At 72.0% G+C, this 8396-nt stretch carries 6 protein-coding genes; 1 reads left to right on the top strand and 5 read right to left on the bottom strand.

Annotated elements, in window-relative coordinates:
* Positions 1-232: 232 nt before the first annotated feature.
* From ACZ6NC_RS40230 to ACZ6NC_RS40210, 5 genes are all read right to left on the bottom strand, one after another.
* A complete protein-coding gene (locus tag ACZ6NC_RS40230) occupies positions 233-865 on the bottom strand; it encodes a DUF6875 domain-containing protein (protein ID WP_465738857.1) in 633 nt (210 codons plus the stop codon).
* Positions 866-878: 13 nt separating this feature from the next.
* On the bottom strand, positions 879-1439 hold the full coding sequence (locus tag ACZ6NC_RS40225; protein ID WP_465738856.1) for a hypothetical protein: 561 nt from the start codon (positions 1437-1439) through the stop codon (positions 879-881).
* Between the two features lie 12 nt (positions 1440-1451).
* Entirely contained in the window at positions 1452-1652 is a 201-nt protein-coding gene (locus ACZ6NC_RS40220; RefSeq protein ID WP_465738855.1) for an MbtH family protein, read from the bottom strand.
* Positions 1653-1754: 102 nt separating this feature from the next.
* Positions 1755-1994 carry a hypothetical protein gene (locus ACZ6NC_RS40215; protein ID WP_465738854.1) on the bottom strand — a complete coding sequence of 80 codons (240 nt, stop codon included), beginning with the start codon at positions 1992-1994 and terminating at the stop codon, positions 1755-1757.
* The gene (locus ACZ6NC_RS40210) at positions 1991-3409 is read right to left on the bottom strand and encodes a class I adenylate-forming enzyme family protein (RefSeq protein ID WP_465738853.1); all 1419 of its coding nucleotides are present in this window, start codon (positions 3407-3409) and stop codon (positions 1991-1993) included. Before ACZ6NC_RS40210 ends, ACZ6NC_RS40215 begins: the two co-directional genes overlap by 4 nt.
* A gap of 424 nt (positions 3410-3833) precedes the next feature.
* Between ACZ6NC_RS40210 and ACZ6NC_RS40205 the strand changes: the two genes are divergently transcribed.
* The coding region (locus ACZ6NC_RS40205) for an amino acid adenylation domain-containing protein (RefSeq protein ID WP_465738852.1) at positions 3834-8396 on the top strand (4563 nt) is incomplete at its 3' end.

Below are 8396 nucleotides of genomic sequence, written 5' to 3'. Positions count from 1 at the left end.
CCAACTCCCCCCCCCCCCCCTCTTTCCGTTCGGTACCCCCCCCCCCCCCCCCCCCACCCCCCCCCCCCCCCCCCCCCCCCCCCCCCCCCCCCCCCCCCCCCCCCCCCCCCCCCCCCCCCCCCCCCCCCGAGGGCCGCCGCCTCCTGCCACGCGATCGGTTGCCCGGCCCCGGCCCCGGTGCGGACTGGGCCGGTGCGGGCCGGGCCGGTGGCGGCTGGGTGTGGCGTGGCGGTCAGGAGGTATGGCCGTAGGACCGCTCGGCCTGCTGGTAGAGCTCCAGCAGGGCTGGGTCCATCACGGTGGCGTCCGGGCCGTAGAAGCGGCCGAACTTCTCGCGGTACGGGCGGAACCAGTGCGGGTGGTCGTGCAGGAAGAAGATGTCGTGCAGGGCGATGGCGCGGATCGCGAGGACGGGCACCGGCGCCTTGCTGACGGCGAACCGGGGGTTCCTCGCCGCCGTCACCTCGCAGTTCTCGTGGAACTGGCCGATCATCAAGCCCCGTGCCACGAAGTCGTCCTTGACGCGGGACTGGGCCTGGTCGAGCAGCCCGGTGTCCGCGCTGCGGAGGTCGGGCAGCACGACCACCAGGGCGCGGAGCATCGGGTTCCGGCCCTGCCAGGTGAGCAGCTCGTACTCGCGAAGGCTGCTCCGGGCGACCTCCTCCAGGAGCTCGGCGGTGGGGGCGTGCCCGACCAGCCGGACGCGGACCTCCAGGGTGTTGTTCTTGCGGGAGGGCGCCACGAACGGGCAGATGGGGCCCGTCCGGCCGATCTCCGGGTGGGTCGCCGAGACGTACTCGGTCAGCCAGGAGTCGACCGAGGCGAGCGCGGACTCGATGGTGACAACGGATGCGGTGGGACTCATCACATACCCGCCTTCAGCTCTTCGCCGGCTCCGAGACGCGGTCGACAGCGATGCGCGCGAGCCGGTGGACCTCGGCCGGGTCCGGGATGCGTGTGTTGACGAAGGACAGGACGTCACCCTTGATCATGATCGCCCAGGCGGTCTCGATGCGGAAGTGGTCGACGGTGGACAGCCAGCGCACCAGGAAGCCGCCGTCCCCCAGGTCGAGCGCCTCCAACCCGACCTTGGTGATGTCGAGTCGGACACCGTCGTTGAGCTCCATCCGGTACTGCCCGCAGTCGTGCACCGCGTCGAGGAGCTCCTGGAACACCTGCCGGCAGGCCTGGTTGTCGAACTGGGCGACGTGGTGGAAGACCACTGAGCCCAGCACGTTGGTGAACAGCGCGGAGCCGTGGTGCAGCGTTTCGGGGTGCGTGCCGTGGGTCAGCATGTTCGTCAGGTCGACGATGGTGCGCCCGGAGCTGTCACCGGAGACGAAGGCGGGGTCGTAGGCGGCGCTCGGCTCCTCGCCGAAGAACGACTCCTCCAGGTCCTCCTCGGTCAGCAGCAGCCGCTGGAATGCGGTGTCGTCCATCGAGTTCATCTCCTATCGGCGCACGAGGCTCAGCGGGCGCATGTCGGTCCACTGGGCCTCGATGTGGTCCAGGCAGGACTGGCGGTCGGTCTCGGCGAGCGCGACCGTCCAGCCCGCGGGCACCTCCGCGAAGGCGGGCCAGAGCGAGTACTGGCCCTCGTGGTTGACGAGTACGAGGTAACGGCCGTCGGAGTTCTCGAACGGGTTGGTCATGGATCGCTCCCTGCGGACGGTGGTCGGGGTGGGGTGGGACGGGGTAGGGCGAGGTGGGACGGGCCGGGTGGCGGCGGCGGGTACGGACCGGCCTCCGGCCGGTCAGCGGTGCTCGGCCGGGAGCCCCGTCAGGTACGTGTGGATCCCGTTGATCGAGGTGAACTGCTCCATGTCCTCGAACTGCGGGTCGATGGCCACGCCGTGCCGCTCCTCCAGCCCGTGCTGGAGGAGGAGCAGCGTGAACGAGTCCATCACCAGTTCGGCGTCGTCCGGGAACTGCTCGGGCGGGCCGAGGCCGGTGCCCTCGGCGAGGATCGCCCTGATGTCGTCCTTCGTGATCACGAGTCTCCCTGAGGCTGTGCCGGCGTCGACCGCGCCGGCGATTCCGACGCGATGCGCCCGTACATCAGTTCGCGGTCGCGGACCAGCTTTCCCATCGAGTTGCGCGGCAGCTCCCGGGTGACGACGAACCGCTTCGGGATCTTGACCGCGCTCAGCCGTTCCCGGCACCAGGCGGTGAGCTCGTCCGCGGTGAGGCCCTCGTCGCCACCCACGAACGCCTCGATCGCCTCCCCGTGGGTCACCACCGCCTCGGCCACCCTCGGGTGGTCCAGCAGGGCGGTCTCCACCTCGGCGAGGTCGACCTTCAACCCGCCGACGACGACGAGCGAGTCGGAGCGACCGAGCATGCTCAGCACCCCGGTCGCCGGGTCCTGCCGGAACCGGTCGAAGGTCCGCAGCCAGCCACCACCGAAGCGGTCGGCGTGTTCGCCGTACAGGTACGGCGAACGGTCCATCCGGACCAGCAACTCGTCGTCGACCACCTTCACCTCGACTCCCGGCACCGGGGGCCCGACCTCCGGAGGCAGGCACTGCCCGGACAGGTCGCCGGCGATCAGCCCGATCTCGGTCAGGCCGTAGACCTGGCTGATCGGCAGGCCGAAGCCGGCCCGGAACCGCTGGTGCGTCTCGTCCCGCACCTGCTCGCCTCCGGAGACGGCCAGCCGCAGCGACGGCAGCCGGGGCCGGTCGGCCGTCCTGGCCAGCAAGTCGTAGTGGACCGGCGTCCCGTACACGGCGTCCACCCCGGTGCGTGCCATCAGCCGCAGCACCTCGGCCGGGCGGAAGGTCGGCGGGACGACCAGCGTCGCCCCGGCGGCCAGCGCGTGCAGCACACCGCTCATCAGGCCCATGTTGTGCATGACCGAGTTCAGCAGCAGCACCCGCTCACCCCGGCCCGGGATGCCGGGGACGGCGGCGTGCCGGTCGAGTTCGGCCAGCACGGACTCCGCCGGCCGGCCGATCACCTTGGGCCGGCCCGTCGATCCCGAGCTGAACTGCACCAGGACGACGCCGTCGGCGGCCGGCCGGCCGCCGGCGAGCCGGCGGACCTCGAACTCGGACTCCTGACGGAACCCGGCCACCGGCCCGCCGGCCCCGGCGGCCAGCACCAGGTACTGCGGCCGCACCAGGTCGACCAACGGATCGAACTCGGCCGGTTTCAGTCGGAAGTCGACCAGAACCACCTGGGCGCCACAGCTCCAGAGGGCCAGCAGCGCCTGTAGATAGGTGAAACTCGGCGTCATCCGCAACAGCACCGAGCTACCGTCGGAAATGCCTTGCTCCCGAAAACGCTGCCGCAGTCCGGAGATTCCGGCGCGGAGCTCACCCCGGGTGACCGGCGCCGTGGAAATCGCCCACGGATCGTCGTCCGAGCCGCAATCCAGCAGCCGGTCCCCCCACCATTTATCCGCCATACCCGCTTCCTCGTGTGGGGAAATTCAGAGATTGCCGGATCCGGGAAACCGGAAATTCCGGCATTTGGCGACCGCGAAGCTAACACGGCCGCGAGACGGCTGGCAAGCACCCTCGCGATCAGCAACCGCCACCATCAACAGCCTTCTGACCGGCCATGTTTGGCCCCGTTGTCCCGCCGGCGGGACAACGGCGAGTGGTCTCCTTGACCCCCCAGTGCCCCCGGGTTAGGTTGCCAACGACCTTGGTTTCCGATCAGCCGCGCCCGAATCGTGTCGGCGCGCCGACCCGCCGCCCGAATGGCAGCCGGTCGCCAGTGCCCCGACGGACCGTCGAATTATCCGAGTCCAATTCGGGCCGTCGTTGAGATTCTCGCCATTTCGCCCTCCGGCCGTCCGTGCGGGGGATTCATCGGAGGTGGAGACTTTGTCCGTCCGTGCTGGCGCCGTGCTGCCGCTCACGGCTGCGCAACGCGAGATCTGGATCGCCGAGCAGCGACTGCAGAAGGTGAACCGGGTATTTCGGGTGGGCGAATACCTGGAAATCCACGGACCGGTGGATCCGGCGCTGTTCGAACAGGCCCTGCGGCTGGTGGTCGCCGAGGCCGAGGCGCTGCACGTGTCCTTCACCGAGGAGCACGGCGAGGCCCGGCAGGTTCTGCGGCCGCCCGCCGACTGGGCACCGGCCCTGGTCGACCTCGGCGCCGAACCCGACCCCGAACAGGCCGCCCACGACTGGATCGCCGCCGCGGTGGCCCGGCCGATGGACCTCACCCGGGACCGTCTGTTCGACTACGCGCTGCTGCGCCTGGACGACGACCGCTGGTACTGGTACCAGGGCTACCACCACATCGTGATGGACGCGTTCGGCTCCGTGCTGATCTCTCGCCGGGTCGCCGAGGTGTACACCGCGCTCGCCGAGGGCCGGCCGTCGCCGCCGAGCCCCTTCGGATCGCTGCGGACCTTCCTGACGGTGGATCAGAGTTACCGAAATTCCCAGGAGTTCACGCGCGACCGGGCGTACTGGACCGAACGCTTCGCCGACCGCCCCGAACCGACAGGGATCGTCTCCCGCCCGTCGACCACCCCCGAGCACTACCTCCGCCGGACGACGGCCCTGGCCCCCGGCGAGCTGGCGAGGCTGCGCGACGCCGCCCGGCGGGCCCGGGCACCGTGGTCGCACCTGGTCATCGCGGCGTCGGCCGTCTACCTGCACCGGATAACCGGCGCGACCGACGTGGTGCTCAGCCTGCCCGTGACGGCACGGCTGGACCAGCTCCAGCGCCGCACACCGGGCACGGCCTCCAACGTGCTCCCGCTGCGGCTCACCGTCCGGCCCGACCTGACGCTGCGCGAGCTCCTCGCCCAGGTCGCCGAACGGGTCGTCGAGCTGGGCCGGCATCAGCGCTACCGGGCCGAGGACCTGCAACGGGACCTCGACCTGCCGGGCAGCCTCGGGACGTGGCACGCCCCGGTCGTCAACATCATGTCCTTCGACGCCGCGCCGGCTTTCGCCGGTCTGCCCACCACCGCGCACAGCCTCTCCTCCGGCCTGGTCGGCGACCTCGCCCTCGCCGTCTGGGACCGCCGCGACGGCAGCGGGCTCGTGGTCGACCTCAACGCCCACCCCGAGCTCTGCCCGGAGCCCGAGCTCGCCGCCCACCACGACCGGTTGCTCACCGCACTGCGGGCCGTCGCGTCGGCCGCGCCCACCGAACCGCTCGGCCGGATCGATCTGCTGACCGCCGAGGAGCGTGCCGCCCTGTCGGCCGGCGCCGAGCCGGCTCCCCCGACCGGCGGGACGACCCTGCCGGAGCTGTTCCGGGCCCGGGCGGCCGCCGCCCCAGCCTCGGTGGCCGTGGTCTGCGGCGAAACCGCGCTCACCTACCGGGAGTTGGACGAGCGGGCGAACCGGCTGGCCCAGCTGCTCACGGCCCATGGCGCCGGCCCGGAGCGCATCGTCGCCCTGGCGCTGCCGCGATCGATCGATCTGGTCGTCGCCGTTGTGGCCGTCCTCAAGGCCGGGGCCGCCTACCTGCCGCTCGACCCCGAGTACCCGGCCGCCCGGCTGGCGCACATGGTCGCCGACGCCCGGCCGGCCCTCGTCCTGGCCGGTACCGAGACCGAGGCGAAGCTGCCCGGCGGGCACAGCGCGCCCGTCCTCCTCCTCGACGACCCGGCTGTCCTCGCCGACCTCGCCGGACGGCCCGCCCACGCCCCCGAGGTGGAACTCCACTCCGACCACCCCGCCTACGTCATCTACACGTCCGGCTCCACCGGCGTACCCAAGGGCGTGGTCAACACCCACCGCAACGTGGTGCGGCTGTTCGACGCCACCCGCGCGTGGTTCGACTTCGGCCCGGACGACGTCTGGACGCTGTTCCACTCCTACGCCTTCGACTTCTCCGTCTGGGAGCTGTGGGGGCCTCTGCTGCACGGCGGCCGACTCGTCGTGGTGCCCTACGAGACCAGCCGGACACCCGGTGCGTTCCTGGATCTGCTCGCCGACCAGGGCGTCACCGTCCTCAACCAGACGCCCTCCGCCTTCCACCAGTTGGCGCAGGCCGAGGCCGCCCTCCCGGTGCGCGAACTTGCCTTGCGCGTGGTCGTGTTCGGTGGAGAGGCGCTGCAACCGGCCCGGCTCGCCGACTGGTACCACCGGCATCCGGACGATGCGCCGGTGCTGGTCAACATGTACGGCATCACGGAGACCACCGTGCACGTCACCCACCAGCCGCTGACCCGCGACCGGGTCCGCGCCGGAGCGGAGAGCGTGATCGGCGTCGGCATCCCCGACCTGCGAACCCACGTGCTGGACGGCGGGCTCCAGCCGGTACCGCCCGGCGTGGTGGGCGAGCTGTACGTCGCGGGCCCGGGTCTGGCGCGCGGCTACCTCGGCCGGCCCGGGCTGACCGCCGAGCGCTTCGTCGCCGACCCGTACGGTGTGGAGTCGGGCGGCCGGATGTACCGCACCGGCGACCTGGTGCGCCGGAACCCGGGCGGGGAGCTGGAGTTCGTCGGCCGCGCCGACCACCAGGTCAAGGTCCGCGGCTTCCGGATCGAACTCGGCGAGATCGAGGCCGCGTTGGCCGCACACCCGGACGTGACCCAGTCGACCGTGGTGGTCCGCCAGGACCGGACCGGCGACACCCGCCTGGTCGGCTACGTGGTCGGCCGGGAAGGGCTGCGGCCGGAACGGGTACGGGAGTTCACCCGCGGCCGGTTGCCCGGCTACATGGTCCCGGCGGCCGTCGTGTCACTGGAGCGGCTGCCCCTGACCGCGAACGGGAAGCTGGACCGGGCCGCGCTGCCGGCGCCGGACTTCACCCTGGCGGGGTCGGGGCGGGAGGCCCGGACTCCTCAGGAGCAGATCGTCTGTGACCTGTTCGCGCTGGTCCTCGGCCTGCCCCGGGTCGGCGTCGACGACGACTTCTTCGAGTTGGGCGGGCACTCGCTGCTCGCCACCCGGCTGATCGGCCGGCTCCGGGCGGTGCTCGGCGTCGAGTTGGAGCTACGGTCGCTGTTCGAGGGCCCGACCCCGGCCGCGGTCGCCGCGCGCCTGGACACCGCCGCAACCGGCCGGCCGGCGCCGGCCGCGCGGGAACGGCCGCCCGTCATGCCGCTGTCGTTCGCGCAGCGGCGGCTCTGGCTCCTGCACAAGATGGAGGGGCCGAGCGCCACCTACAACATTCCGCTCGTCATCCGGCTCTCCGGCCGCCTGGACGTCCCGGCGCTGCGCACGGCGCTGGCGGACGTGGTCGCCCGGCACGAGAGCCTGCGCACGGTCTTCCCCGAGGTCGACGGCACGCCGCGCCAACACGTGCTGGCGGCGGAGACGGCGGCGCCGCGGCTGACCGTCACGGCGACGACCGAGGCCGAGCTGCCGGGCGCCCTGGAGGCGGCCGCCCGGTACGCCTTCGACCTGGCGGTCGAACCGCCGCTGCGAGCGGACCTCTTCGAGCTGTCGGCGGAGGAGCACGCCCTGCTGCTCGTCGCGCACCACATCGCGGCGGACGGCTGGTCGACGGGACCGCTGTCGCGCGAGCTGACCGAGGCCTACGCCGCTCGCGCCGACGGCCGCGCGCCGCACTGGGCGCCGCTGCCCGTCCAGTACGCGGACTACACCCTCTGGCAGCACGAGCTCCTCGGCGACCAGGACGACCCGGACAGCCTCTTCGCCACCCAGGTCGACCACTGGACCAAGGCGTTGGAGGGCCTGCCGGACCGGTTGACGCTGCCCACCGACCGCCCCCGCCCCGCGGTGATGAGCTACCGCGGCGACTACCTGACCGTGGAGATCGACGCGGCCCTGCACCGACGGTTGGCCGAGGTTGCGCGGGGCGCGGGGGCGAGCCTGTTCATGGTCCTCCAAGCCGGCCTCGCCGCCCTCCTCGACCGCCTGGGCGCCGGCAACGACATCCCCCTCGGCAGCCCCATCGCCGGCCGCACCGACCAAGCCCTCGACCACCTCATCGGCTTCTTCGTCAACACCCTCGTCCTCCGCACCGACACCACCGGCGACCCCACCTTCACCCAACTCCTCGCCCGCGTCCGCGAAACCTCCCTCACCGCCTACGCCCACCAAGACGTCCCCTTCGAATACCTCGTCGAAGTCCTCAACCCCACCCGCACCCTCGCCCACCACCCCCTCTTCCAAATCATGCTCGCCCTCCAGAACGCGCCGGAGAGCGAGTTCCAGCTGCCCGGGTTGCGAGCAGGCATCGAGCTGGGCAGGACGGGGACGGCCAAGTTCGACCTGTTCTTCAGCCTCGCCGAGCGGCGCGGCCGGGACGGCGAGCCCCAGGGCATGGCCGGCGAGGTCGAGTACTCCAGCGACCTCTACGACGCCCCCACCGTCCGGGAGTTGTTCGACCGCTGGATCCGTCTCCTCGATGCCGCCACCACCCAACCCGACCAACCCCTCAGCCACATCGACCTCCTGACCCCGGCCGAACGCCGCCGCGCGTTGGTCGAGGTCAACGACACCGCG

This window comes from Kitasatospora sp. NPDC041988 (assembly GCF_055588525.1).
This window is presented reverse-complemented; position numbering and strand designations above follow the sequence as displayed.